Here is a 24642-nt window from a genome sequence, read left to right as displayed (position 1 = left end):
GCGGGTATCGTCTAGCCTGTTATGCCTTCTGTGCGCAGTACGACTGCTCCCGTCCCGCCGCGGCCACCGGTGTACCTCGATCACGCAGCGACGACCCCGATGCTGCCGAGCGCGATCGAGGCGATGACATCTGTGTTCGCCACGGTGGGCAACGCGTCCTCGCTGCACACCTCCGGTCGGTCCGCTCGGCGTCGGGTGGAGGAATCCCGCGAGTCGATTGCTGCGGACCTGGGCGCGCGCCCGTCCGAGGTGATCTTCACCTCAGGCGGTACCGAGAGTGACAACCTCGCCGTCAAGGGCATCTTCGCGGCCCGTCGAGACTCCGATGCGGCGCTGACCAGGATCATCGCCAGCTCGGTTGAACATCACGCGGTACTCGACGCCGTGGAGTGGCTCGTCGCACACGACGGTGCGAGTGTCACGTGGCTCCCGGTCGACTCCGAGGGGCGGGTCACCCCGGATGCCCTGCGCGCCGAGCTGGCCCTGCATGCCGACGAGACCGCGTTGGTGACGATCATGTGGGCCAACAACGAAATCGGCACCGTCATGCCGATCGCCGAGCTCGCAGCCGTGGCCGCCGAATACGGGGTTCCGATGCACAGCGATGCGGTCCAGGCCGTGCCGCATCTGCCCGTCGGGTTCTCCGAGAGCGGCCTGTCCGCTCTCAGCATCGCCGCGCACAAGTTCGGCGGACCCCAGGGCGTCGGAGCGTTGTTGCTCGGCCGCCAGGTCCCGTGTGTTCCGCTCTTCCACGGCGGGGGGCACGAGCGAGACGTTCGATCGGGCACTCCGGACACTGCAGGCGTCGTCGCGATGGCGGCTGCGCTGCGTTCGACCGTCGAGGACTCCGCGCGGCACCGAGCAGAACTCCGAGCACTACGAGATCGGTTGATCGCCGGAATCCGAGACGCCGTTCCCGACGCGATCCTCAACGGTCCGGAAGGCGACGACCGGCTGGCCGGGAACGTGCATTTCACCTTTCCCGGGTGCGAGGGTGATTCGCTGTTGATGTTGCTCGACGCGGCGGGCATAGAATGCTCGACGGGCTCGGCGTGTACCGCAGGCGTCGCCAGCGCCAGCCATGTACTGATTGCGCTCGGGTGCGATCCGGCCGTCGCCCGTGGATCACTGCGGTTCTCGCTGGGAGCCGGCTCGTCCGAATCGGACGTCACCACTGTGCTTGCGGTTCTGCCGCAGGTCGTCGAACGTGCTCGCGCCGCCGGAATGGCCGGCGTCGGAGCTCGAGGAGGAAATCGCTGATGCGTGTTCTGGCTGCTATGAGCGGGGGAGTCGACTCGGCCGTGGCCGCGGCCCGTGCCGTGGACGAGGGCCACGACGTCGTCGGCGTGCACCTGGCTCTGTCGACCGCTCCGGGAGCTCTGCGCACCGGTTCGCGTGGTTGCTGTTCCAAGGAAGACGCGGGTGACGCTCGTCGGGCTGCCGACGTTCTCGGAATTCCCTTCTACGTATGGGATTTCGCCGATCGCTTCAAAGAGGACGTCATCGACGACTTCGTCGCGTCCTATGCCGCGGGCGAGACCCCGAATCCGTGCCTGCGCTGCAACGAGAAGATCAAGTTCTCCGCTCTGGCGGACCGCGCTCTCGCGCTGGGCTTCGACGCCGTGGCGACCGGGCACTACGCGCAACTGCACAACGGCGTCCTGCGACGCGCCGTGGACGCGGACAAGGACCAGTCGTACGTGTTGGCGGTACTGAACCAGGCACAGCTCTCGCGTGCGATGTTCCCCATCGGCGACACACCGAAGTCCGAGATTCGCGAGGAAGCTGCCGAGCGAGGGTTGGCCGTTGCCGACAAGCCCGACAGTCACGACATCTGCTTCATCCCCTCGGGCGACACTCGCGCATTCCTGGGCGCGCGCATCGGCGTGCGCCCGGGCAAGGTCGTCGACTCCGAGACCGGAGCCGAACTGGCCGATCACGAGGGCGTTCACGGCTTCACCATCGGGCAACGCAAGGGCCTCGGTGTGGAAGGACCGGCCGCCGACGGCCGTCCCCGTTACGTGACGTCGATCGAACCCGACAGTGGCACGGTCATGGTCGGCTCCGCGCAGAAGCTCGACGTCTGGGCCATCAGCGGTGACCGTGCGGTGTGGACCGAAGGTACCGCCCCGACCGGCCCCATCGAGTGCGTCGTCCAGGTTCGCGCGCACGGTGGACTGACCGAGGCCGTCGCCGAGGCAGCGGGCGACGGCATGGAGATCCAACTGCGGTCTCCACTGACCGGTGTGGCCAAGGGTCAGGCAGCGGTGCTGTACCGCAAGGACATTCACGGTGACATCGTCATCGGCAGCTCGACCATCTCGGGCACTCGATCCGAGCGCGAGTGACCCCGAGCGCTTTCTCAGGGCTCGCGACCGGTATCGGTTCGTGGCCGGGCACCGACATTCGTGAGGCCGCGGCGGTCGTCGTCGGGGAGTTCACCGAGCTTCCACACATCGTCGAACTTCCGGCCCGGGGCCTGGGCGCAGACATGATCGGGCGCACCGGAGCCATCATGGTCGACGTCGAACTCGACGTGCGCACCTCCGGCTATCGCGTCGTGCCACGCCCGATGCTCGCGGGCCGCCGGGCAACCGACTTCCTGGCCGAGGACCTCGATGTGCTCGAGGAACTGTGGGAGGTCTCGGGGCTTCGCGGTAGTGGCCGCACCATCAAGGTCCAGGCCGCCGGTCCGTTCACGATGGCAGCGCAGGTCGAACTTCGGCACGGGCATCGGGCCCTGACCGATCGCGGGGCGCTGCGGCACTTCGCCGAATCTCTCGGCGAAGGGCTGCGTCTGCACTGTGCGGAGTTGACGCGTCGGCTGGGGGTCGAGGTCGTCGTTCAGCTCGACGAACCAAGTCTCGCAGCCGTTCTGGCCGGCAGCCTGACGGGCATCACCGGGCTCGATTCGGTGCGGGCAGTCCCTGAACCGGACGTTCTCGACCTGCTGGATTCACTGATCGAGACGATAGACCTTCCCGTTGCGGTGCATTGCTGCGACGGCGACGTTCCCTTCGATCTTCTTCGCCGTTCGCGTGCCGTTGCGGTTTCCGTCGACGCGACTGCGCTGCGCCGCAGCGACTTCGACGGAGTCGGCGAGCTGCTGCAATCCGGCAAGACACTGATGCTCGGGTTGATTCCGTCCGAAGCCCCCGCGCGGCCACCCCAGTGGCGCGAACTGGCCGAGCCCGGTGTCACATTGATCGACCGACTCGGTTTCGACAGGTCGGTTCTCGCCTCCCGGATTTCTGTGACGCCTGCATGTGGATTGGCGGGCAGCACACCGGAGTGGGCCCGTCGCGCAACAGGACTCGCCCACGACGTGGCCGCCGCGTTCGGAGATTCACCCGATTCGTTGTGAGATCACACAGCCGGACGGAGTGAAACACCGCGGACTCCGGACGATCGAGCCCACTACTATTAGTACGTCGAACAGGTGTGACACTATTCACATGGCCGTTGGGGGTCTGTTGAATACGTGGGAGTTCGGAAATGGCATCAGGTGGTCGCGACTTCGACGAGGTTGCCTCCCTCCGGCGTTCCGGCAGGCACCGCCGAGGTCTCCTGGCGAAACTGGCCGCGGCCACCTCCGACTGGTATCGGGCTCCGCACGATTTCGAGTGGATCCTCAATCACAGATCGACCCGTCCGCTGACCGGGATCATTCGTGCCGTGTTCGGCACCGCCACGATGCTGTACGCCGTCACGTCGATACTGATGCTGTTCAGCGATCTCGGTCCTCAGGGCAGTGTGGCGATCGGCTGGGTTCTCTTCGTTCTCGTCACCCAGGTGTTCGTCGCCGCACGGTGCGTGTTCGGTCCGCTGCCCGGAAAGAAGTTCTTCGTCGCGTTTCTGGCCTTCGGGGACATTCTCACGACCTCGGTGTTGATTCTGTACGCACCCGTCGCGTCCTTGATCGGAACCGTGTTGTTCGCCGTCACGGGAGCGTTCTGCACCTACTTCCTCAGTCCGCGACTGCTGGTGGCGCACCTGGTATGGACCGCGACGTTCATCATCGGGTTCGGCGTCCGCGTGTTCCTGGCAGTGATGAACGGGGAGGTCGAATACATCGACGGGCCTTCGGTGGCGACGGCCACCGTGGTTCTCCTTCTCGCCACCGTCGGTGTACCGGTGTTCGCCCAGGTGGCGTGGACGACGCTGTCCAACGACGCCAAGCGATCGGTTCTCGATCCTCTGACCGGGGTGTACAACCGGCGCGGCATCGACAGCGAACTGCTGGACCTGTGGCATCAGGCCAGCAAGCGGGGCATGTCCATGGCATTCCTGGTTGTCGACATCGACAAGTTCAAGTCCGTCAACGACCGATTCGGGCACAGCCGCGGCGACGAAGTGATCGTGCGCGTCGCCGATCGGCTGCGCCGCTTGGTCCGGCATCAGGGCGGAGTGCTCGCCCGAACCGGTGGCGAGGAGTTCCTCGTCGCCATGGTCGGTGATGCGCGGGGGATGGTCGATCTCGGCTTCGACGCGGTTCGGGTGCTCTGCGACCACCGCGACGACATCCCCGTCACCGTCAGCGTGGGAATGGCGTTGTTGCGCGAGGATTCGGCTCTGTGGGACGTGGGGAAGTCCGTGGTCGGCAGAGCAGCCCGTACGGCGGACGCGGCGATGTACCGGTCCAAGCAGTCCGGAGGAAACAGCTTGGTCATCGACGAGATCTGAGCCATAGCACCACGTCGCTCGATGCGCCGGTGTGCCTGGGTGGGACCTCTGCGATGATCGTGCGATGTATCGGCTATCGGATGCTCAGCGACGTGGACTGCCTGCCGGAGTGCTGTTGTCGGTGATGGCCTCCGTGCTCGGCGGAATCTACGCCGACTCCTTCGTGACCGGATTCGCCTTGACCGCCGGTGTCTGCGCGGTGGCGATCATCGCCGCGACGCTGTTGCTGGGTCTGCTGGGGCGGTAGTCGCTGCGCTGCAGCCCGTGCTTCTCTGTCGGTGGGTTCGGATAATCTTCGACACGTGCCAGAAGCGACCGAACCGCCCGCAGGAAACGACGAGACCGCAGGGACCGTCGGTGTCGAACTCGATGCCGCGTCGTCGGCCGATCGTGAGCGATGGCAGATGCTGGCCGAGGAAGTACGCGGTCATCAGTTTCGCTACTACGTGCGCGACGCCCCGATCGTGTCCGACGGCGAGTTCGACGCGTTGCTGCGTGAGCTGAACGAGCTGGAAGAAGCACACCCGGATCTGCGCACCGCGGATTCACCGACGCAACTCGTCGGGGGAGGCTTCGCAACGGAATTCACCGCCGTGGACCATCTCGAACGAATGTTGAGCTTGGACAACGTGTTCGATCACGACGAGTTGCGTGCCTGGGCCAAAAGAGTCGAGACCGAGGCAGGGCCTGATCTGGAGTACCTGTGCGAGGTCAAGATCGACGGCGTCGCCCTGAATCTGGTGTACGAGAACGGGACGCTCGTGCGCGGTGCCACCCGAGGTGACGGGCGGACCGGTGAGGACGTGACGCTCAACGCACGCACGATCGACGACATCCCGGACACTCTGACGGGTAGCGAGCAGTACCCCGTGCCGGAGTTGTTGGAAGTGCGCGGCGAGGTCTTCTTCCGGCTCGAGGATTTCCAGGCGCTCAACGCCTCGCTCGTGGCAGAGGGCAAGCCCCCGTTCGCGAATCCACGAAACTCGGCGGCGGGGTCGCTGCGACAGAAGAATCCGGCGGTCACCTCCAAGCGACGTCTGGGAATGATCTGCCACGGCTTCGGTCGCATGGTGGGTTTCACCCCGGAGTCGCAGTGGCACGCGTACGAGGCGCTTCGCTCCTGGGGGCTGCCCATTTCCACCCACACGACCCGCGTGCAGGGCGTCGACGCAGTCGTCGAGAAGGTCGTCTACTGGGACCAGCACCGTCACGACGTCGAACACGAGATCGATGGCCTGGTCGTCAAGATCGACGACATGTCGCTGCATCGTCGACTGGGGACGACGTCTCGCGCGCCGCGGTGGGCCATCGCGTACAAGTACCCACCGGAGGAAGTCACCACGACGCTGCTCGACATCCGCGTCAGCGTGGGCCGGACGGGCAGAGTGACGCCGTTCGCGTACATGACGCCGGTGCTCGTGGCCGGGTCGACAGTGTCGCTGGCGACGCTGCACAACGGTTCGGAGGTCAAGCGCAAGGGCGTTCTGATCGGTGACACCGTGACCATTCGCAAAGCGGGAGAGGTCATTCCGGAGGTTCTCGGCCCGGTCGTCGACGCCAGGACCGGCGATGAGACCGAGTTCGTCATGCCCACCGAGTGCCCGGAGTGTTCGACGCCACTGGCCCCGGCCAAGGAGGGTGACGCCGACCTGCGGTGCCCCAACTCGCAGTTCTGCCCGGCGCAGCGTCGCGAGCGAGTGTTCTTCGTCGCCGAGCGGCAGCGATTCGACATCGAGGGCCTCGGGTACGAGGCCGCATCCGACCTGTTGGCCACCGGGGCCATCGAGGACGAGGGCGATCTGTTCTCGCTCACCGAGGACGACTTGATGAAGACGGCGATCTTTCGCACCAAATCCGGGTCGTTGTCCGCCACCGGTCGAAAGTTGCTCGACAACTTGGCCACCGCACGGAATCAGCCGCTGTGGCGGGTGCTGGTCAGTCTGTCCATTCGGCACGTGGGGCCGTCGGCAGCCAGGGCACTGGCAGGGGAGTTCGGCAGCCTCGAGCGGATACGGGCGGCGTCGGTCGAGGAGCTCTCGGCGGTCGACGGGGTGGGCGGCACCATTGCGGCCGCAGTCTCCGAGTGGTTCGAGGTCGACTGGCACCGCGCCATCGTCGACAAGTGGCAGGCAGCGGGCGTGCGGATGGAAGACGAGCGTGATGCGTCGATCGAGCGGAACCTGGAGGGGCTCTCGATCGTGGTCACCGGGTCGCTGACGTCCTACTCGCGTGACGAGGCCAAGGAAGCGATTCTGTTGCGAGGTGGCAAGGCTGCAGGTTCGGTGTCCAAGAAGACGGCGTTCGTGGTCGTCGGCGAGGCTCCGGGGTCCAAGCACGACAAGGCAATCGAGCTCGGCGTGCCGGTACTCGACGAAGCGGGTTTCACCCTGCTGTTGACCGAGGGACCCGATGCGGTGGCTCCGACCGAATCAGAACCCGATTCGGCGGATTGATCGGGTCGGGACGCGTCCGTTCGGTCGCGTCGGTTCGGTCGCGTCAGTTCAGTCGCGTCAGTTCAGTACCGTCGCGACGATGCCGGCGAGATAGCCGAGGCGGGCGACCTCCGAGGGCCTGAACTCCGGGCCGCCCGGCCTGCCCAGCATCAGCACGGTGCCGGTGGTACCGAGGGGAGCAGCGGCGATCTTGGTGTCCATGTCGCGCCATACCTGGGGCACCCACTCGGCGTCGGAGTCCAGAGCAGCGGGGGCGTTCAGCGGAAACCACGGTAGCTCGGCGGCGTGAGTCTCGGGAGCACCGGAGCTGCCCACCAGCCGGAACGGGCCGTGCGCGTTGGTGGCAACGACGGTGCTCCACCCCACTCGAAGGACACGGGGCGCTCCGTCGACGAGCACCTGCAGTCGATCGTCGGACGCCGCGGCGACCCGATCGATCAGTTCCAGTTCGCGATGCGTGTCGAGGACGCCGGTGTACGGGCGGATGGAATCGACCCGGACATCGGTGAGGTTCTCGGCAGCAGTGATCAGCGTGTCCGGCAGCGAACCCGGAGCAACGTCGACCACCAGATCGTCGACCGCATAACCGTCGCCGCGTTCGATGACGTCGAGGGAGAGGATGTCCGCCCCGACCGACCCGAGCGCGACGGCCAACGATCCGAGGCTGCCCGGACGATCCGGCAGTTGGACGCGGAGCAGGTAGGACATGTCACGCTCCCTTTCGACTTCTGGCGTACTGCGGCCACCCCAGCGTCAGCGGTCGTTGCTGGCTGGCAGAAGGGAACACTGTGCACCCCGGCGCGAGCAATCCTTGCATCTTCGACCTGTCCGGTACGTCGCGCAACGCGGGCCGTGACAATTCCGACACTCGACGCAAGCCACGAGGCGTGAGTGAAGCCTGCGTAATGCTGCGCACTAGGCTGGACCGCGTTCGCGAACCCGTGAGGTTCGCTCTGCACGAATACGGGGCCGCTTCTGCGGGCTCCGCTCCTCACGTCTGAAAGGGGTCTACGCGGTGCCAGACATCTCCCGCGACGAGGTCGCTCACCTCGCCCGGCTGTCGCGCTTGGCTCTCAGCGACGCCGAACTCGACGAGTTCGCCGGCCAGTTGGATTCGATTCTTCATCACGTCAAGGCAGTGGCGGAGGTGGCGACGGACGACGTTCCGCCGACGGCCAACCCCAGTGACATCGTGAACGTGACGCGTCCCGACGTGATCGTTCCCGGCCTGACGCCGGAGCAATCGCTGTCCGGTGCACCGAACGCCGAGGAGGGCCGTTTCGCGGTGCCGCAGATTCTGGGAGAGAGCGAATGACCGACCTGACGAAGCTCGACGCGTCCGAGCTCGCGACCCGCATCCACGCGCGTGAGATCAGCGCCGTCGAGGTGACCCGGGCGCATCTCGACCGGATCTCCGAGGTCGATGGTGACCTGCACGCATTTCTGCACGTCGCGGGGTCCGAGGCACTCGCAGCAGCGACCGACGTCGATGCGGGATTGTCGGCGGGAGACGCACCTGCCTCGGCTCTGGCCGGCGTGCCGCTTGCTCTCAAGGACGTGTTCACCACGACCGACATGCCGACGACGGCCGGATCGAAGATTCTCGACGGGTGGATGTCGCCCTACGACGCGACGCTGACCACGAAGCTGCGGGCTGCGGGCATTCCGGTGCTGGGCAAGACCAACATGGACGAGTTCGCGATGGGCTCGTCCACCGAGAACTCGGCGTACGGTCCGACGAAGAACCCCTGGGACACCACTCGGATCCCCGGCGGCTCCGGCGGCGGCAGTGCTGCGGCGCTCGCGTCTTACCAGGCCCCGCTGGCCATCGGCACCGACACCGGTGGATCGATCCGTCAGCCGGCGGCTCTGACCGGCACCGTGGGAACCAAGCCGACCTACGGCAGCGTCTCGCGCTACGGACTGATCGCCTGTGCCTCGTCACTCGATCAGGGTGGCCCGTGTGGTCGGACCGTGCTCGACACCGCGTTGCTGCACGAGGTCATCGCCGGATACGACGCGCGGGACTCCACATCGGTCGACACGGCTGTTCGACCGGTCGTCGCAGCGGCACGAGAGGGTGCTCGTGGTGACCTGACGGGCGTGCGCGTCGGTGTGGTGAAGGAATTGCACTCGGACAAGTACCAGCCCGGTGTGATCTCGTCGTTCGATGCTGCGGTCGCCGCACTCACCGAACTCGGTGCCGAGGTGGTCGAGGTGTCGTGCCCCAACTTCGTGCATGCACTGGCCGCTTACTACTTGATCCTTCCGTCGGAGGTGTCGTCCAACCTGGCTCGGTTCGATGGCATGCGGTACGGATTGCGTGCGGGGGACGACGGCAAGCACAGCGCCGAGCAGGTCATGGCCACCACGCGCGCGCAGGGGTTCGGGCCGGAAGTCAAGCGTCGCATCATGATCGGGACGTACGCCCTCTCCGCGGGATATTACGACGCCTACTACGGCTCTGCTCTGAAGGTGCGCACGCTCATCGCACGTGACTTCGATGCCGCATACGAGAAGGTCGACGTGCTGGTGTCGCCGACGACCCCGACGACGGCATTTCCGTTGGGGGACAAGGTCGGCGACCCGATGGCGATGTACCTCAACGACCTCTGCACGCTGCCGACCAATCTTGCCGGTCACTGCGCGATGTCGGTTCCGTCGGGTCTTGCCACCGAGGACGGACTACCCGTGGGTCTGCAGATCATGGCTCCGGCGTTCGCGGACGAGCGGCTCTACCGCGTCGGTGCCGCATACGAGGCCGCTCGCGGCGATCTGAGGTAGTTCGAGGTGCTGCATCGGTGGGCTGCCGATCTGGCTCATCTGCCCTTGCTCTCCGGTGCAGTGCCCGTGCTCGCGTCGACGGCGGCCGTTGTCGTGACGTCGGTCCTGGCCGTCGCTGTCGTGCTGCGGGTCCGGCGAGGCCGAGCACTGGGAGCGGTGTTCGGTCCGCTGAGCGCTCTCGGGCTCGTGGCGTCGCTTCTGTTGGCGGCGACGGTGCTCACCAATCTGACCGTCACTCGATACCCGACGGTGGCCGTGGCGCTGGGCCACCGTCCGGCCGTGACCGAGGGCACCGGCAGGTTGGTCGATGTGGACGTGCCCGGCACTGTGTCGCACTTCGCCGCGCGGCCCGCCACCGTCTACGTTCCGGCGTCGTACGACGCCGGAGCGAGCGATCTACCGGTGCTGGTGCTGCTCACCGGCCAACCCGGCCACGTCGTCGACTGGATCGAGGGTGGTCGTCTGGCCCAGACGATGGACGCCTTCGCGGCGCGGCACGGCGGTGCGGCTCCGATCGTCGTGGTGGCCGACGGTCTGGGTGACACCGAGGCGAATCCGATGTGCATGGATTCGAACCTCGGAAATGCCGCGACGTACTTGTCGGTCGATGTGCCGCACTGGATTCGGTCGAATTTTCGGGTGTCCTCGGATCCGAGGGCCTGGGCGGTCGGCGGGTATTCCTACGGGGGAACGTGCGCGCTACAGCTGGCGGTGACAGCACCGTCGGTGTACCCCACCTTTCTCGACATCTCGGGTGAGGACGAGCAACGTCGGGGCACGAGGAGCGAATCCGTTGCAGCAGCATACGGCACGGACACCCCGGCGAACGAGGAGCGTTTCGAGCGCATGACGCCGCTGAACATACTCTCGCGCACCAGCTTTCCCGATTCGGCCGGTGCCTTCGTCGTGGGAGCCGACGACGAAGAGTTCCGGCCGCAGACCGAGCGAACCTACAGGGCCGCAGAGACCGCGGGTCTCGACGTGCACTACAGCGAGCTGCCCGGCGGGCACTCGATGCAGGTCTGGGCCCCGGCGCTGGAACAGGAGATGGACTGGCTCGGCGAGCGTGTGGGTCTGCTCGACTGACGCACGGCCTCGCCTCGACGAAGTGAGCATCGAACGGTACCGACGCGCGCAGCATGCCACGCCCGATTAGGCTGACGTCCGTCACCGGGTCCGCTTCACGGACCTGCGAGCAGAGAGGCGAAAATCGATGCGCATCGGAGTTCTGACCGGAGGCGGCGATTGCCCAGGGCTCAATGCGGTGATCCGCGCAGTCGTACGCACCGCGGACGCCCGGTACGGCTCCACCGTCGTCGGTTTCCAGGACGGATGGCGAGGTCTTCTCGAAGACCGTCGAGTGCAACTGCGTAACGACGACCGCAACGACCGGTTGCTCACCAAGGGCGGAACGATGCTCGGCACCGCCCGCACCAATCCGGATGTGTTGCGCGCCGGACTCGATCGGGTCAAGCAGACTCTCGAGGACAACGGCATCGACGTGTTGATCCCGATCGGCGGCGAAGGAACCCTCACCGCTGCCGCGTGGTTGTCGGAAGAGGGTGTGCCGGTGGTCGGTGTGCCCAAGACGATCGACAACGACATCGATTGCACCGACGTCACATTCGGCTTCGACACGGCTCTGACCATCGCCACCGATGCGATCGACCGACTGCACAGCACCGCGGAATCCCATCAGCGCGTGATGCTCGTCGAGGTGATGGGTCGGCACGCGGGGTGGATCGCTCTGCACGCCGGCCTGGCGTCCGGTTCGCACATGACGCTCATTCCAGAGCAGCCGTTCGACGTCGAAGAGGTGTGCACGTTGGTGCGCAAGCGTTTTCAACGTGGAGACTCGCACTTCATCTGTGTCGTCGCCGAGGGTGCCAAGCCGATCGAGGGCTCGATGCAGCTTCTCGACGGCGGAATCGACGAGTTCGGCCACGTTCGATTCACCGGAGTTGCCCACCAGCTCGGCGTCGAGATCGAGCGCCGTATCAACAAGGAAGTACGCACCACGGTGCTGGGCCATGTCCAGCGCGGTGGAACGCCGACGCCGTACGACCGTGTTCTCGCAACACGATTCGGCGTCAACGCGACCGATGCGGCGCATTCGGGAGACTTCGGCAAGATGGTCTCGTTGCGCGGCACCGAGATCGGCCTGGTGTCTCTGGCCGAGGCCACCAAGCAACTCAAGCGGGTACCGCAGACCCGATACGACGACGCCGCTGCGTTCTTCGGCTGAATTCGGTGTGGCGTCGTGAGCCGTCAGATGCGACCGGAGGCCTGCTGGATTTCGGCTTCGCGTTCCTCGGTCTCGCGGCGTAGTTCGCGCCGTCGCCGCGCTGCCTCGAAGCGCTGAGCACCGACCTCGGTGGTCGGCGTCAACTGGGGCAATGTCTTCGGCTTGCCGTCGTCGCCGATCGCGACCATGGTGAAGTAGCAGCTGTTGGTGTGGCGCAATTCACCGCGCTGAATGTTCTCGGTTTCCACGCGGATACCGACCTCCATGGAGGTGCGGCCGGTGTAGTTGACCGACGCGGAGAACGTGACCAGTTCTCCGACGTGGATGGGTTCGCGAAACACGACGCGATCGACCGACAGAGTCACGACATAGGCCCCCGCGTAGCGGCTGGCGCAGGCGTACGCCACCTGGTCCAGGAACTTGAGAATCGTGCCGCCGTGGACGTTGCCCGAGAAGTTGGCCATGTCGGGTGTCATCAGCACGGTCATGGACAGTGTCTGCTTCTCTGGGGGAGTCACCCGTGCACGGTAACGAGTGCACGTGGTTACTCGCGCGTCGTGTGCAATGCATAAACTACTGACCATGACTGCTGCAACCGTCGATCTGATCGATTACGACGATGTGCTCGCCAAGTTCGACCCCGTGTTGGGCATGGAGGTCCACGTGGAGTTGGGCACGGCGACCAAGATGTTCTGCGGCTGCCCCACCGAATTCGGCGCCGAGCCGAACACCCAGGTGTGCCCGGTGTGCCTGAGCCTTCCCGGCGCGCTTCCGGTGGTGAACTCGGCTGCGGTGGAGTCGGCGATTCGGATCGGGCTGGCGCTCAATTGCTCGATCACCCCGTGGGGACGGTTCGCTCGCAAGAACTACTTCTACCCGGATCAGCCGAAGAACTATCAGATCTCGCAGTACGACGAGCCCATCGCCACCGAGGGCTACCTCGATGTGCTGCTCGACGACGGCAGTACGTTTCGAGTCGAGATCGAGCGCGCGCACATGGAGGAGGACACCGGTAAGTCGACGCACGTGGGCGGTGCGACCGGCCGTATCGAGGGGGCGTCGCATTCGCTGCTCGATTACAACCGTGCCGGGGTTCCGTTGGTGGAGATCGTGACCAAGACCATCACCGGAACCGGTGCCCGTGCGCCCGAGGTCGCACGGGCGTACGTCACCGCGTTGCGCGACCTGTTGAAGTCGCTGAACGTGTCCGATGTGCGGATGGATCAGGGCTCGTTGCGCTGCGATGCCAACGTGTCTCTGATGGAGAAGACGGCAACCGAATTCGGCACGCGCACCGAGACGAAGAACGTCAACTCGCTCAAGAGCGTCGAGGTTGCCGTTCGGTACGAGATGCGGCGTCAGGCAGCGGTTCTCGAATCGGGCGGAGAGGTGACGCAGGAGACTCGGCACTTCCAGGAGTCTGACGGCACCACCACCGCCGGCCGCAAGAAGGAGACCGCCGAGGACTACCGCTACTTCCCCGAGCCCGATCTTGCGCCCGTCGCTCCCGCCGCGGCCTGGATCGAGGAGCTTCGGACGACGTTGCCCGAGCTGCCGTGGTTGCGCCGCGGTCGGATTCAGAAGGAGTGGGGTGTCTCCGACGAGGAGATGCGCGATCTGGTGAATTCCGGTGCGCTCGAGCTGGTCGCGGCGACGGTCGAGGCGGGTGCGTCGGCGCAGGCGGCGCGGTCGTGGTGGGTGTCGTACCTGGCGCAGCAGGCCAACATCGCCGGAGTCGAACTGACCGATCTGTCCATCTCCCCGGCTCAGGTCGCCGAGGTGGCGGCGTTGGTCGCGGACGGCAAGCTCAACAACAACGGTGCCCGTCAGGTCGTGGACGGGGTGCTGGCGGGGGAGGGTGAGCCTGCAGAGGTGATGGCTGCGCGCAATCTCGTACTGGAGAAGGACGACACCAAGTTGCAGGCCGCCGTGGACGAGGCGCTCGCAGCGAATCCCGGTGTGGTGGAGAAGATCCGCAGCGGCAAGGTTCAGGCCGCCGGGGCCATCGTCGGTGCGGTGATGAAGGCGACACGCGGCCAAGCCGATGCCGCTCGCGTCAAGGAACTCGTACTAGAGGCCTGCGGCCAGCCCTGATCACGACGGGAAACGACCGAGGCCGAGCGCAATCGAGCGCTCGGCCTCGGTCGTTTCTCGTTCAGTCGAAACCGCCTCCGCCGCCGCCGGGGAACGGCACTTTGACGACGCGGTCGTCGGTGGGTCCGGGCTCCGCACCGTTCTTGTTGACGGTGCCCACCAGAATCTGTCCATCGGCCGAGCTCGTCGCGCCGTTCAACTGGCCGTACTCGTCCTGGATCAGCAGTGTCGGTTCGGCCGAGACAGCTCCGGTGTTCGCGTCCGTGGTCAGTGCTGCAACAGCTTTGGCCGTTGTGAGTGCAACCGCCACGCCACCTTCTCCCGCTGCGCATCCGGCAACACCCGGACGGTCCGGCCACGTCCACACCGGGTTGAACACTGCGCCCAGTGAGTCGATGCGCTGCAGGCGATCCTCGAGCGCGGTGCGGTCGGTGACGTAGATGTTTCCGGTGCCGTCGGTGCAGACGTCGCCCGCCGTACCGATACCGCTGAGCGCGATCTGCGGTCGCGGCGGGTTCGTTGTCGGCGACAGTGAGGTCACCCGTAACAACTTGCCGGACAATGAGTTCGGGCTGGCCGCCGCACCCGGATCGCCGTTGTCGCCGGTGAGGACGAGCAATTCGTTCGGCGTGTAGAAGTCGATCGCCCCGCGATTGCCCGTCGTGCCGCGGGGGATACCGGTCAGGATGTCCTTGGGTACATCGCCCTGGGCCAGGCGGACCACCCTGGTGTCCGCGGATGTGGTGATGAGGGCGTAGAGCAACCCGTCCTCGATGTACGTCGGAGACAACGCGATGTCGAGAAGGCCGCCGTCGCCGGTGCCGTCGACATCGATTCGCGCCACCTCGACCGGCGTCCGGCCGGCGGTGACCTCCATGATGCGACCGGTGCGACGCTCGGCAACCAGCGCCGACTGTCCGTCGGGGAGCGCTACCAGCCCGCCCGTGGTGTCCAGGCACGTCGCGATGACCGCCGGATCGGGGTCGACACACGGACCGGACGGCGGTGGCGGTGCATCGGGATCGGACGGCGGCGTCGTCTCGCTGGGGGTCGTCGGCTCCAGTTCGGCCGCGCCCACCTCCGGCGCAGGAGTGAACGGCGACGCATTCGAGTCGTCGAATCGGGCGCACCCGGCGAGCAGGGCAGCGGTCATCGACAGGGCGACGACGGCAGCGGTTGCAGTTCGTGGCGACGCTCCGACCGGCTTCATACTTCGAACGGTACGGAACGCCGGGGAAGACTCGCCACGCGGCCGTGAGCGTCAACGTCGGTGAGGAGCACTCATCGGCTCTAGTGTGGAGAGGTGACCGATACACCGCGCGACCCCAACCGGCCGGATACGCCGTACGAACCGGCCGAGAGCCCGTACGACAACCCCACGGAGAAGATTCCACCCTCGCGCTCCACCTCCGAGACGCCGGCGTCCGACCGCACCGACACCTCGGGTGCGCCGACCACGGCGTTTGGCGCTCAGCGTTCGGACCGACTGCCGCGAACCGACGACGAACTCGACTTTCCGCACTCGTCCTCGTCCGATGCACGCTCGGCCGATGCACAGCCGACGGAGAAGATGCAGGCCTATCGCCCGTCGGCCTTCGCCGATTCGCCAACCGATCGCCCGTCGGCCTCCGACAAGACGTCGTCGAGTGCGTACTCCGATCGCTCCACCGAGTATCTGGGCACCACCACAGCCGCAGCTCCGGTAGCAGCAGTCGCGTCCGAGCCGGAGATTCGTACGGAGACCGTCGAGGTTCCCGCGCGCCGCGGCAGCACTGACCTGGGCCTGTTCGTCCTTCGCGTCACCATCGGCGCGGTGTTTCTCGGTCACGGACTGCAGAAGCTCGTGGGACTGTGGAACGGCCCTGGCCTCGACGGATTTCAGAACCTGCTGGAGACTTCCGGATTCCGCTACTCGGAGATCCTCGCGATCGCGGCCGCGGCAGGCGAGACACTCGGTGGCGCGCTGCTGATCCTGGGTCTTGCAACGCCACTGGCGGGTGCCGCTGTGCTGGCCACGATCATCAACGCCTGGTGCTTCAAGCAAGCCGTCGAGCCCGGACTGCAGTTCTCGGGCACCGGCGGCGTGGAGTACGAGACGGTTCTCGGCTTCGCCGCTGCCGCGATCATTCTCACGGGCCCGGGCAAGATCGCATTCGACGGCCGACGCGGATGGGCCACCCGTCCGCGGATCGGTTCGTTCCTCGCACTCGTCGTCGGTATCGCCGCGGGCGTGTGCATCTGGATCTTCCTCAACGGGGCCAACCCCGTCGTTCGCTGACTCCGGACGCTGTCCCGACCACGTGAGCGGAACCTCGTAGCCTGCTACGACGTTCCGCTCACGTGCGTTTCACCCTCAGGGGACGTAGCGAACTGCACCCTTGTCCGCCGATGTCGCCAACGCCGCGTAGGCGCGCAGAGCGGTGGTGACCGTGCGCTGGCGGTCGACCGGCTGCCAGGGGCGCTCGGACGCGTTCATCTTCGCTCGCCGCGTCTCGAGGGTCTCCTCGTCGACGAGGATCTCGAGGGTGCGGGTCGCGACGTCGATCCGGACCTGGTCGCCGTTCTCCACGAGTCCGATCACACCGCCGGCCGCGGCCTCGGGGGAAATGTGTCCGATGGACAGTCCCGACGTTCCGCCGGAGAAGCGGCCATCGGTGATCAGTGCGCAGACCTTGCCCAGACCGGCACCCTTGAGGAAAGCCGTCGGGTGCAGCATCTCCTGCATGCCCGGACCGCCCTTGGGGCCCTCGTAGCGAACGACCAGCACGTCACCGGGCTGAATCTTCTTCTGCAGGATGGCCGAGACGGCTTCTTCCTGCGACTCGACGACCAGTGCCGGACCCTGGAAGGAGAACAGGTCCTCGTCGATGCCTGCGGTCTTGAGGATCGCACCGTCGACGGCGATGTTGCCGCGCAGTACCACCAGGCCACCCTCGACCGTGTAGGCATGTTCGAGATCGCGGATGCAGCCGCCTGCGGCGTCGGTGTCGAGCGAGGACCAGCGGTTTCCCGTGGAGAACGGTTCGACGGTGCGGACTCCGCCCGGGGCGGCGTGGAACAACTCGACGGCCTCGGCGGACGCCTTGCCGGATCGGATGTCCCACGTGTCGAGCCACTCGTCGAAGCTCTTCGTGTGCACGGTCGAGACGTCGGTTTCGAGCAGGTTCGCGCGCCGCAGTTCGCCGAGGAGAGCCGGGATTCCGCCTGCGCGGTGCACGTCTTCCATGTGGTAATCGGAATTGGGGGAGACCTTCGACAGGCACGGGACCTTACGGCTGATGGCGTCGATGGTGTCGAGGTCGAAGTCGACCTCGCCCTCCTGTGCGGCGGCGAGGGTGTGCAGCACCGTATTGGTTGACCCTCCCATCGCCACGTCGAGGGCCATCGCATTGCGGAACGCGGCCGGAGTGGCGATGTTGCGGGGGAGTACGGATTCGTCCTCGTCGCGGTAGTACTTCAGAGCGGCCTCGACGATAGTGGTGCCGGCACGCGTGAACAGTGCTCGACGGGCCTGATGAGTGGCCAGGGTGGAGCCGTTGCCGGGCAGTGCCAGGCCGAGCGCCTCGGTGAGGCAGTTCATCGAGTTCGCCGTGAACATGCCCGAGCACGAGCCGCACGTGGGGCACGCGCTGCGCTCGACCTCATCGAGGCCTGCCTCGGACACGGCGTCGTTGGCACTGGCGGAGATTGCGGTGATCAGGTCGGTCGGTGCCTGCGCGACGCCGTCGACGACCACGGCCTTGCCCGCCTCCATCGGTCCACCGGAGACGAACACGGCGGGAATGTTCAGGCGCATCGCCGCATTGAGCATGCCGGGAGTGATCTTGTCGCAGTTGGATATGCAGACGAGCGCGTCGGCGGTGTGCGCATTGGCCATGTACTCGACGGAGTCGGCGATGATCTCGCGGCTGGGCAGCGAGTACAGCATGCCGCCGTGGCCCATGGCGATCCCGTCGTCGACGGCGATGGTGTGGAACTCCCGGGGGACTCCGCCTGCCGCTCGGACGGCGTCGGCGACGATCTCGCCGACGTTCTTCAGGTGCACGTGGCCGGGGACGAACTGGGTGTACGAGTTCGCGATGGCGACGATGGGCTTTCCGAAATCCGAATCGGTCATTCCGGTGGCGCGCCACAGCGAGCGCGCGCCCGCGGCATTGCGTCCGACAGTGGTGACCCGTGAGCGTAGCGGCGGCATAGTGCGTTGTCCTCGTTCGTTGCAGCGGTTTCTCGCATCGACGAGGTTACTCGCCGCCGACTACTGCTCCTTCGCTGCCTGTTCGTCGCCGTTCTCGCGGTCCTCGCCGTCCTCGCCGTCCTCGAGGTCTCGAGCTTCGGCCTCGGCTTCGGCTTCGGCCGCGGCTGCTGCAGCGGCATAGGGGTCGGTGATCCGGCCGCCGCTGGCCACGGCGAGTTGGGGGAGCAGATCGAATCGCACCAGCGGCAACGACTTCTCGCTCTTGTCGGTCAGGACCACCCGCGCCCAGCGGCGATCCGGGAAGTGCAGCCCCGCCACCGATTCCCACGCGATCACATCCGAACCCACGAACCGTCGAGCCGTGATCGCCTCGGGAGAGATGACCGTGCGCACTCGAAACACCCAGATGCCCGCGACGATCGGCAGGATCAGCAGCCATCCCATGGCCGCGGGCCAGCTGGCGGCAGTCAGTCCGGTGCCGAACAACAGCAGGCCGACGCCGAGGAGCGCGAGGCGCGGGACTCGAATGACCTGGGTTCTCGATGGTTGCGCTCCCTCGGCACCGTTCGGTGACTCGGGTGCGGTGTGGGATGATGGCCGAGGTGGTTCGGACTGCTGCGAAGACGACACCCATTCATCTTCGCATTGCATCTACGCGATCTCACATAATGGGATTGCGTCGTGACGAGTTTGACTCTTCCCTGTGCGCGCGCCTACCGTCGAGCGCGTGAAGCGGAATTGGATACTCGTAATCGGCCGGCGCGTCAACGCCTGAGCCGGTTGTTCAAACTCGCATCGACGCGCCACCCTCGTACAGCTCATGCTGACGGGGGTTTTTTCTTGCCCAGAGATCGCCCAGCAATTTCACATTCCTGAGGAAGCAATCAGTGAGCGCACCAACCGCACGCCCAGGGCCCACGACCCGTAAGTCGGGGACAGCCTCCAGCCCGTCGACCAGCCCGTCCGCAGAAGCGGCGACCAACGGTTCGCGACGCCACGTCGCACCGGAGAAGGTCACCGGCGCACAGTCGGTCGTCCGGGCCCTCGAAGAACTCGACGTCGACACCGTATTCGGCATTCCCGGTGGCGCGGTTCTCCCGGTCTACGACCCGCTCTTCGACTCCGTGAAGGTGCGCCACATTCTGGTGCGCCACGAGCAGGGTGCGGGCCACGCCGCGACGGGCTACGCCCAGGCGACCGGCAAGGTCGGCGTCTGCATGGCGACGTCCGGTCCCGGCGCGACCAACCTCGTGACCCCATTGGCCGACGCTCAGATGGATTCGGTTCCGGTCGTCGCGATCACCGGTCAGGTCGCCCGCAGTCTGATCGGGACGGACGGCTTCCAGGAAGCCGACATCTCGGGTATCACGATGCCGGTCACCAAGCACAACTTCCTCATCACCGACGGTGCCGACATCCCGCGCATCATGGCCGAGGCGTTCTACATCGCCTCCTCCGGCCGTCCCGGTGCCGTGCTCGTCGACATCCCCAAGGACGTGCTGCAGGCGCAGACCACGTTTTCGTGGCCGCCGGAGATGCGTCTGCCCGGATACCGTCCGGTCACCAAGCCGCACGGCAAGCAGGTCCGCGAAGCGGCCCGCTACATCGCCGACGCCAAGCAGCCGGTGCTGTACGTGGGCGGCGGCGTCATCAAGGCCGACGCCTCGGCGGAGCTGCTCGAGCTCGCCGAACTGACCGGAATTCCGGTCGTGACCACTCTGATGGCTCGCGGCGCGTTCCCCGACTCGCACAATCAGAACCTGGGAATGCCGGGTATGCACGGCACTGTCGCCGCGGTGGCCGCGTTGCAGCGGAGCGATCTGCTGATCACGCTCGGTGCCCGGTTCGACGACCGAGTCACCGGCCAGCTCTCGTCCTTCGCCCCCGATGCCAAGGTCATCCACGCCGACATCGACCCGGCCGAGATCGGCAAGAACCGCTACGCGGACGTGCCGATCGTCGGCGACTGCCGTGAGGTCATCACCGAGCTCATCGAGGCACTGCGGGCGGACCGCGCGACCGGAACCACGCTCGACCTCGAGCAGTGGTGGGTCTACCTGAACGGCATCCGCAAGACCTACCCGCTGAGCTACGACCGCCCGGCCGACGGATCGATGTCCCCGGAGTTCGTCATCAGCTCGGTCGGCAAGTTCGCCGGACCCGACGCGATCTACTGCGCCGGCGTCGGTCAGCACCAGATGTGGGCCGCGCAGTTCATCAACTACGAGAAGCCGCGCACGTGGCTCAACTCGGGTGGCCTCGGCACGATGGGGTACGCGGTCCCGGCCGCAATGGGTGCCAAGAGGGGCCTCCCCGACGCCGAGGTGTGGGCCATCGACGGTGACGGATGCTTCCAGATGACCAACCAGGAACTCGCGACCTGTGCGGTCGAGGGCATCCCGATCAAGGTCGCCCTCATCAACAACGGCAACCTCGGCATGGTCCGCCAGTGGCAGACCCTGTTCTACGAGGAGCGCTACTCCAACACCAATCTCGGTACCCACGGTGCCGTCCGCATCCCCGATTTCGTGAAGCTCGCCGAGGCGCTCGGTTGCGTCGGGCTGCGGTGCGAGCGGGACGAGGACGTCGATGCGGTGATCGCGCAGGCACGAGCGATCAACGATCGTCCGGTCGTCATCGACTTCATCGTCGGAGCCGACGCGCAGGTGTGGCCGATGGTCGCTGCCGGAACGGGCAACGACGAGATCATGGCCGCCCGCGGAATCCGTCCGCTGTTCGACGAGGACGAGACCGTGGGCAGCGAGCCAGGCCTCGACGAGGCCATGGAGCGCGAGCAGGCCCCGCACCCGCAGATCGACGACGTGAAAGGCACCGACAAGTGAGCACGAGCCATACCCTCAGCGTCCTCGTCGAGGACAAGCCAGGTGTGCTGGCCCGCGTCGCCGCGCTGTTCTCGCGCCGTGGATTCAACATCTCCTCGCTTGCCGTCGGCGGCACCGAGATTCCCGAGATCTCGCGAATGACGATCGTGGTGACCGTCGACGAATTCCCGCTCGAACAGGTGACCAAGCAGCTCAACAAGCTCATCAACGTCATCAAGATCGTCGAGCAGGACGACGACTCCTCGGTGGCTCGCGAGTTGGTGCTGATCAAGGTCCGCGCCGACGCCAGTGTGCGCAGTGAGGTCATCGAAACGGTGAACCTGTTCCGCGCCAAGGTGATCGACGTGTCTCCCGAGGCCGTGACGGTCGAGGCGACGGGCACCCGCTCGAAGCTCGATGCGTTGTTGAAGATGTTGGACCCCTATGGAATTCGAGAAATAGTTCAGTCGGGAGTCGTTGCCGTCGGACGTGGACCGAAATCGATCACAGCGTCGCGCTGAGCGGCGGACGTGATTTTCAGCGAAATCGAAGAGGAAAGGTTACAAACAGTGGCAGTCGAGATGTTCTACGACGACGATGCTGATCTGTCGATCATCCAGGGCCGCAAGGTCGCTGTGATCGGTTACGGAAGCCAGGGCCACGCGCACTCGCTGAGCCTGCGCGACTCCGGTGTCGATGTGCGCATCGGCCTGGCAGCGGGCTCGAAGTCCCGCGCCAAGGCGGAGGAGCAGGGCCTGAAGGTCGGCACTCCCGCCGAGGTGTCCGAATGGGCCGAAGTGATCATGGTGCTCGCACCGGACACCGCACAGGCCAAGATCTTCTCCGAGGAGATCGAGCCCAACCTGAAGGACGGCGACGCGCTGTTCTTCGGCCACGGTCTCAACATCCACTTCGACCTGATCAAGGCTCCGGAGTTCGTCACCGTCGGCATGGTCGCACCCAAGGGCCCCGGCCACCTCGTGCGTCGCCAGTTCGTCGACGGCAAGGGTGTTCCCGCGCTCATCGCCATCGACCAGGACCCCAAGGGCGAAGGTCAGGCACTGGCCCTGTCCTGGGCCAAGGGTATCGGTGGAACGCGCGCAGGCGTCATCAAGACCACGTTCAAGGAAGAGACCGAGACCGACCTCTTCGGCGAGCAGGCCGTGCTGTGCGGTGGCACCGAGGAGCTCGTCAAGACGGGCTTCGAGGTCATGGTCGAGGCCGGCTACGCGCCCGAGATGGCGTACTTCGAGGTGCTGCACGAGCTCAAGCTCATCGTCGACCTCATGTACGAGGGCGGCATCGCTCGGATGAACTACTCGGTGTCCGACACCGCGGAGTTCGGTGGCTACCTCTCGGGCCCGCGCGTGATCGACGCAGGCACCAAGGAGCGCATGAAGGCCATCCTGGCCGACATCCAGTCGGGTGAGTTCACCCGTCGCCTGGTCGCCAACGTCGAGAACGGCAACACCGAGCTCGAAGGCCTGCGCAAGGCCAACGCCGAGCACCCCATCGAGGTCACCGGCAAGAAGCTGCGCGACCTGATGAGCTGGGTCGATCGCCCGATCACCGAAACGGCTTGATTCTCATCGAATCACGTTCGCACGCATGCTGATCGAAGGGCACCCCTGCATCGGTAGGGGTGCCCTTCGGTGCGTGCACCAGGTGGCGTCGCAGCTCGACGTCTCCGGCCTCTAAACTGTTTCTGCTGCACCAGCTCCGAATTTTCATCGACAACAGTCTCGAACCGACATAGGGAGTTTTTCACGTGAGCCAGCCAGGCCGTCCTGTCGTTCTGATCGCCGACAAACTTGCGCCGTCCACCGTCGAGGCATTGGGCGACGGCGTCGAGGTCCGTTGGGTCGACGGCCCGGATCGCCCCGCGCTGCTCGCCGCGGTTCCCGAGGCCGACGCGATCCTGGTGCGTTCCGCGACCACGGTCGACGCCGAGGTTCTGGCCGCCGGAACCAAGCTCAAGATCGTCGCCCGCGCCGGTGTCGGCCTGGACAACGTCGACGTACCTGCAGCCACCGAGCGCGGTGTCCTCGTCGTCAACGCCCCGACGTCCAACATTCACACCGCTGCCGAGCATGCGGTGACGCTGTTGCTGTCGGCCGCGCGCCAGATTCCCGCTGCCGACGCCACCCTGCGTCAGCACGAGTGGAAGCGCAGCAAGTTCAACGGTGTCGAGATCTTCGGCAAGACCGTCGGCGTCGTCGGACTCGGCCGCATCGGTCAGCTGTTCGCGCAGCGTCTGGCCGCATTCGAGACCCACGTCATCGCCTACGACCCCTACGTCTCGGCCGCGCGTGCCGCCCAGCTCGGCATCGAGCTGGTGAGCCTGGACGAGCTGCTCGAGCGCGCCGACATGTTCTCGGTTCACCTGCCGAAGACCCCGGAGACCAAGGGAATCATCGGCAAGGAAGCCCTCGCCAAGACCAAGCCCGGTGTCATCGTCGTCAACGCCGCTCGCGGTGGACTGGTCGACGAGCAGGCCCTGGCCGACGCCATCACCAGTGGCCATGTCTTCGCCGCGGGAATCGACGTGTACGCCTCCGAGCCGTGCACCGACAGCCCGCTGTTCGAGCTGCCTCAGGTCGTCGTCACCCCGCACCTCGGCGCGTCGACGACCGAGGCCCAGGATCGCGCGGGCACCGACGTCGCCAAGTCTGTACTACTCGCTCTCGCAGGCGAATTCGTGCCCGACGCCGTCAACGTCAAGGGTGGTGCCGTGGGCGAGGAGGTCTCGCCGTGGCTCGAGATCGTGCGCAAGCAGGGTGTGCTGCTCGGCGCTCTGTCCACCGAACTTCCCACCTCGCTGTCGGTCGACGTTCGCGGCGAACTCGCCACCGAGGACGTCGAGATCCTCAAGCTCTCGGCGCTGCGCGGACTCTTCTCCGCCGTCATCGAGGACTCGGTCACGTTCGTCAACGCCCCCTCGCTGGCCGAGGAGCGTGGCGTCACCGCCGAGGTCACCACAGCCTCCGAGAGCGAGAACCACCGCAGTGTCGTCGACATCCGCGCTGTCTACGGCGACGGTTCTGTGCTCAACGTCGCGGGCACGCTGACCGGTACCACGCAGGTCGAGAAGATCGTCAACATCAACGGTCGCAACTTCGACCTCCGTGCCGAGGGCAAGAACCTTATCGTCAACTACGCGGATCAGCCCGGCAGCCTCGGCCGGATCGGCACCCTGCTCGGCGACGCCGGCATCGACATCCAGGCCGCCGCCCTGAGCCAGGACTCCGAGGGCGACGGTGCAACGATTCTGCTGCGCGTCGACAAGGACGTTCCGGAGGAGCTGAGCGCGAGCATCGCATCGGCGGTCGGCGCGTCCACCATCGAGCTGGTCGACCTGTCCTGAGC

The 24642-nt window shown here is 66.1% G+C and carries 21 protein-coding genes; 16 read left to right on the top strand and 5 right to left on the bottom strand.

Features of this window, described 5'->3' with window-relative positions; translation table 11 throughout:
• Positions 1–21: 21 nt before the first annotated feature.
• The 6 genes from QM590_RS01235 to ligA all read left to right on the top strand — a co-directional run bounded on the left by QM590_RS01235 (position 22) and on the right by ligA (position 7136).
• On the top strand, positions 22–1260 hold the full coding sequence (locus QM590_RS01235) for a cysteine desulfurase family protein (protein WP_269593586.1): 1239 nt from the start codon (positions 22–24) through the stop codon (positions 1258–1260).
• A complete protein-coding gene (gene mnmA / locus QM590_RS01230) occupies positions 1260–2348 on the top strand; it encodes a tRNA 2-thiouridine(34) synthase MnmA (RefSeq protein WP_269593587.1) in 1089 nt (362 codons plus the stop codon). The genes QM590_RS01235 and mnmA overlap by 1 nt, the downstream gene beginning before the upstream one ends.
• Positions 2345–3364 carry a methionine synthase gene (locus QM590_RS01225; RefSeq protein WP_269593588.1) on the top strand — a complete coding sequence of 340 codons (1020 nt, stop codon included), beginning with the start codon at positions 2345–2347 and terminating at the stop codon, positions 3362–3364. Before mnmA ends, QM590_RS01225 begins: the two co-directional genes overlap by 4 nt.
• 131 nt (positions 3365–3495) lie before the next feature.
• Positions 3496–4683: a GGDEF domain-containing protein gene (locus QM590_RS01220; RefSeq protein WP_149405530.1), complete on the top strand. Its 1188-nt coding sequence runs from the start codon at positions 3496–3498 to the stop codon at positions 4681–4683.
• Between the two features lie 64 nt (positions 4684–4747).
• Positions 4748–4930, top strand: a complete 183-nt coding sequence (locus QM590_RS01215) for a hypothetical protein (protein ID WP_068045768.1) — start codon at positions 4748–4750, stop codon at positions 4928–4930.
• A gap of 55 nt (positions 4931–4985) precedes the next feature.
• A complete protein-coding gene (ligA, locus tag QM590_RS01210) occupies positions 4986–7136 on the top strand; it encodes an NAD-dependent DNA ligase LigA (RefSeq protein WP_269593589.1) in 2151 nt (716 codons plus the stop codon).
• Between the two features lie 57 nt (positions 7137–7193).
• On the opposite strand, the gene QM590_RS01205 is transcribed toward ligA, so the two are convergent.
• Positions 7194–7844, bottom strand: a complete 651-nt coding sequence (locus QM590_RS01205) for an ACT domain-containing protein (protein ID WP_068045765.1) — start codon at positions 7842–7844, stop codon at positions 7194–7196.
• Positions 7845–8151: 307 nt separating this feature from the next.
• On the opposite strand from QM590_RS01205, the gene gatC reads away from it, so the two are divergent.
• From gatC to QM590_RS01185, 4 genes are all read left to right on the top strand, one after another.
• Positions 8152–8451 (top strand): Asp-tRNA(Asn)/Glu-tRNA(Gln) amidotransferase subunit GatC, encoded by a 300-nt coding sequence (gene gatC, locus QM590_RS01200; RefSeq protein ID WP_068045762.1) that lies wholly within the window; start codon positions 8152–8154, stop codon positions 8449–8451.
• The gene (gene gatA / locus QM590_RS01195) at positions 8448–9920 is read left to right on the top strand and encodes an Asp-tRNA(Asn)/Glu-tRNA(Gln) amidotransferase subunit GatA (RefSeq protein WP_094642261.1); all 1473 of its coding nucleotides are present in this window, start codon (positions 8448–8450) and stop codon (positions 9918–9920) included. The genes gatC and gatA overlap by 4 nt, the downstream gene beginning before the upstream one ends.
• Before the next feature lie 6 nt (positions 9921–9926).
• Positions 9927–11006: an alpha/beta hydrolase gene (locus QM590_RS01190; protein ID WP_269593590.1), complete on the top strand. Its 1080-nt coding sequence runs from the start codon at positions 9927–9929 to the stop codon at positions 11004–11006.
• A 127-nt stretch (positions 11007–11133) separates the two neighbouring features.
• Entirely contained in the window at positions 11134–12165 is a 1032-nt protein-coding gene (locus QM590_RS01185) for an ATP-dependent 6-phosphofructokinase (RefSeq protein ID WP_094642260.1), read from the top strand.
• A gap of 23 nt (positions 12166–12188) precedes the next feature.
• Here the strand turns inward: QM590_RS01185 and QM590_RS01180 are convergent, their stop codons facing one another.
• Positions 12189–12653 (bottom strand): acyl-CoA thioesterase, encoded by a 465-nt coding sequence (locus QM590_RS01180; protein ID WP_262498317.1) that lies wholly within the window; start codon positions 12651–12653, stop codon positions 12189–12191.
• A 94-nt stretch (positions 12654–12747) separates the two neighbouring features.
• On the opposite strand from QM590_RS01180, the gene gatB reads away from it, so the two are divergent.
• Positions 12748–14259, top strand: a complete 1512-nt coding sequence (gene gatB, locus QM590_RS01175; RefSeq protein ID WP_269593591.1) for an Asp-tRNA(Asn)/Glu-tRNA(Gln) amidotransferase subunit GatB — start codon at positions 12748–12750, stop codon at positions 14257–14259.
• A gap of 61 nt (positions 14260–14320) precedes the next feature.
• Here gatB and QM590_RS01170 read toward each other — a convergent pair whose 3' ends face one another.
• Positions 14321–15469: a PQQ-dependent sugar dehydrogenase gene (locus QM590_RS01170; protein ID WP_269593592.1), complete on the bottom strand. Its 1149-nt coding sequence runs from the start codon at positions 15467–15469 to the stop codon at positions 14321–14323.
• Between the two features lie 93 nt (positions 15470–15562).
• Here QM590_RS01170 and QM590_RS01165 point away from each other — a divergent pair, with 93 nt between their 5' ends.
• Positions 15563–16537: a DoxX family protein gene (locus QM590_RS01165; RefSeq protein ID WP_269593593.1), complete on the top strand. Its 975-nt coding sequence runs from the start codon at positions 15563–15565 to the stop codon at positions 16535–16537.
• Positions 16538–16612: 75 nt separating this feature from the next.
• Here QM590_RS01165 and ilvD read toward each other — a convergent pair whose 3' ends face one another.
• The gene (gene ilvD, locus QM590_RS01160) at positions 16613–18454 is read right to left on the bottom strand and encodes a dihydroxy-acid dehydratase (RefSeq protein ID WP_094642255.1); all 1842 of its coding nucleotides are present in this window, start codon (positions 18452–18454) and stop codon (positions 16613–16615) included.
• 60 nt (positions 18455–18514) lie between these two features.
• A complete protein-coding gene (locus QM590_RS01155) occupies positions 18515–19084 on the bottom strand; it encodes a PH domain-containing protein (RefSeq protein WP_269593594.1) in 570 nt (189 codons plus the stop codon).
• Between the two features lie 257 nt (positions 19085–19341).
• Here QM590_RS01155 and QM590_RS01150 point away from each other — a divergent pair, with 257 nt between their 5' ends.
• From QM590_RS01150 to serA, 4 genes are all read left to right on the top strand, one after another.
• Positions 19342–21297 carry an acetolactate synthase large subunit gene (locus QM590_RS01150; RefSeq protein WP_269593595.1) on the top strand — a complete coding sequence of 652 codons (1956 nt, stop codon included), beginning with the start codon at positions 19342–19344 and terminating at the stop codon, positions 21295–21297.
• The gene (ilvN, locus tag QM590_RS01145; protein ID WP_032397758.1) at positions 21294–21797 is read left to right on the top strand and encodes an acetolactate synthase small subunit; all 504 of its coding nucleotides are present in this window, start codon (positions 21294–21296) and stop codon (positions 21795–21797) included. Before QM590_RS01150 ends, ilvN begins: the two co-directional genes overlap by 4 nt.
• A gap of 60 nt (positions 21798–21857) precedes the next feature.
• Positions 21858–22859, top strand: a complete 1002-nt coding sequence (ilvC, locus tag QM590_RS01140; RefSeq protein ID WP_269593724.1) for a ketol-acid reductoisomerase — start codon at positions 21858–21860, stop codon at positions 22857–22859.
• 185 nt (positions 22860–23044) lie between these two features.
• A complete protein-coding gene (gene serA, locus QM590_RS01135) occupies positions 23045–24640 on the top strand; it encodes a phosphoglycerate dehydrogenase (protein ID WP_269593596.1) in 1596 nt (531 codons plus the stop codon).
• Positions 24641–24642 lie beyond the last annotated feature (2 nt).

It is taken from the genome of Rhodococcus sp. IEGM 1372, assembly GCF_030056835.1.
GTDB lineage: Bacteria > Actinomycetota > Actinomycetes > Mycobacteriales > Mycobacteriaceae > Rhodococcoides.
This window is presented reverse-complemented; position numbering and strand designations above follow the sequence as displayed.

Excerpts from the sequence above, each read along its gene's own strand:
- QM590_RS01180 (WP_262498317.1), bottom strand. The coding sequence starts at position 12,653 with ATGACCGTGCTGATGACACCCGACATGGCCAACTTCTCGGGCAACGTC.
- QM590_RS01205 (WP_068045765.1), bottom strand. The coding sequence starts at position 7,844 with ATGTCCTACCTGCTCCGCGTCCAACTGCCGGATCGTCCGGGCAGCCTC.
- mnmA (WP_269593587.1), top strand. The coding sequence starts at position 1,260 with ATGCGTGTTCTGGCTGCTATGAGCGGGGGAGTCGACTCGGCCGTGGCC.
- gatB (WP_269593591.1), top strand. The coding sequence starts at position 12,748 with ATGACTGCTGCAACCGTCGATCTGATCGATTACGACGATGTGCTCGCC.
- QM590_RS01235 (WP_269593586.1), top strand. The coding sequence starts at position 22 with ATGCCTTCTGTGCGCAGTACGACTGCTCCCGTCCCGCCGCGGCCACCG.
- QM590_RS01215 (WP_068045768.1), top strand. The coding sequence starts at position 4,748 with ATGTATCGGCTATCGGATGCTCAGCGACGTGGACTGCCTGCCGGAGTG.
- QM590_RS01220 (WP_149405530.1), top strand. The coding sequence starts at position 3,496 with ATGGCATCAGGTGGTCGCGACTTCGACGAGGTTGCCTCCCTCCGGCGT.
- QM590_RS01185 (WP_094642260.1), top strand. The coding sequence starts at position 11,134 with ATGCGCATCGGAGTTCTGACCGGAGGCGGCGATTGCCCAGGGCTCAAT.
- gatA (WP_094642261.1), top strand. The coding sequence starts at position 8,448 with ATGACCGACCTGACGAAGCTCGACGCGTCCGAGCTCGCGACCCGCATC.
- ilvD (WP_094642255.1), bottom strand. The coding sequence starts at position 18,454 with ATGCCGCCGCTACGCTCACGGGTCACCACTGTCGGACGCAATGCCGCG.
- ilvC (WP_269593724.1), top strand. The coding sequence starts at position 21,858 with ATGTTCTACGACGACGATGCTGATCTGTCGATCATCCAGGGCCGCAAG.
- QM590_RS01170 (WP_269593592.1), bottom strand. The coding sequence starts at position 15,469 with ATGAAGCCGGTCGGAGCGTCGCCACGAACTGCAACCGCTGCCGTCGTC.